The organism is Arthrobacter sp. SIMBA_036, from assembly GCF_046535135.1.
Taxonomy (GTDB): domain Bacteria; phylum Actinomycetota; class Actinomycetes; order Actinomycetales; family Micrococcaceae; genus Arthrobacter.
Map to the genome: position 1 here is coordinate 1 of NZ_JAWRXG010000070.1, position 366 is coordinate 366.

At 54.1% G+C, this 366-nt stretch carries 1 protein-coding gene; it reads right to left on the bottom strand.

From position 1 onward, the window contains the following. On the bottom strand, window positions 1-135 hold a 135-nt coding region (locus SB659_RS19175; RefSeq protein ID WP_410551538.1), incomplete at its 3' end, for a porin. Window positions 136-366: the final 231 nt, after the last annotated feature.

Sequence of the window (366 nt, forward strand, 5' to 3'; positions counted from 1 at the left end):
GGTGCCGTAGGCGTCGCAAACCTTGACGTATTCTACTGCTTCCGGTTCGGCGGCGACGATAGCGTCGGCAGCCTGTGCACCGGATACTACTGCGAGTGCAGCAGCGGAGCCGAGAAGGAGGCTCTTGATGTTCATTTTCTGTCTCCGTTCCAGAGGCCAACCCCAAGGTTGGCTCTTGCTTAGCGCGATGGATGCGGTCCCCTGAAATTTCAGTCCGCCATGCGTTTCCGAACGTTTGCTTCGGTCACGGGCTGGATATGAACAGGAGGCCCCGGAGTCGTCAATTATTTAATAAACGTATTCGTACCAAAATTATCCCGGAAGTTTTTCTCGTGGCATTTTTACCACATTTTAGCGGTCCGGGGC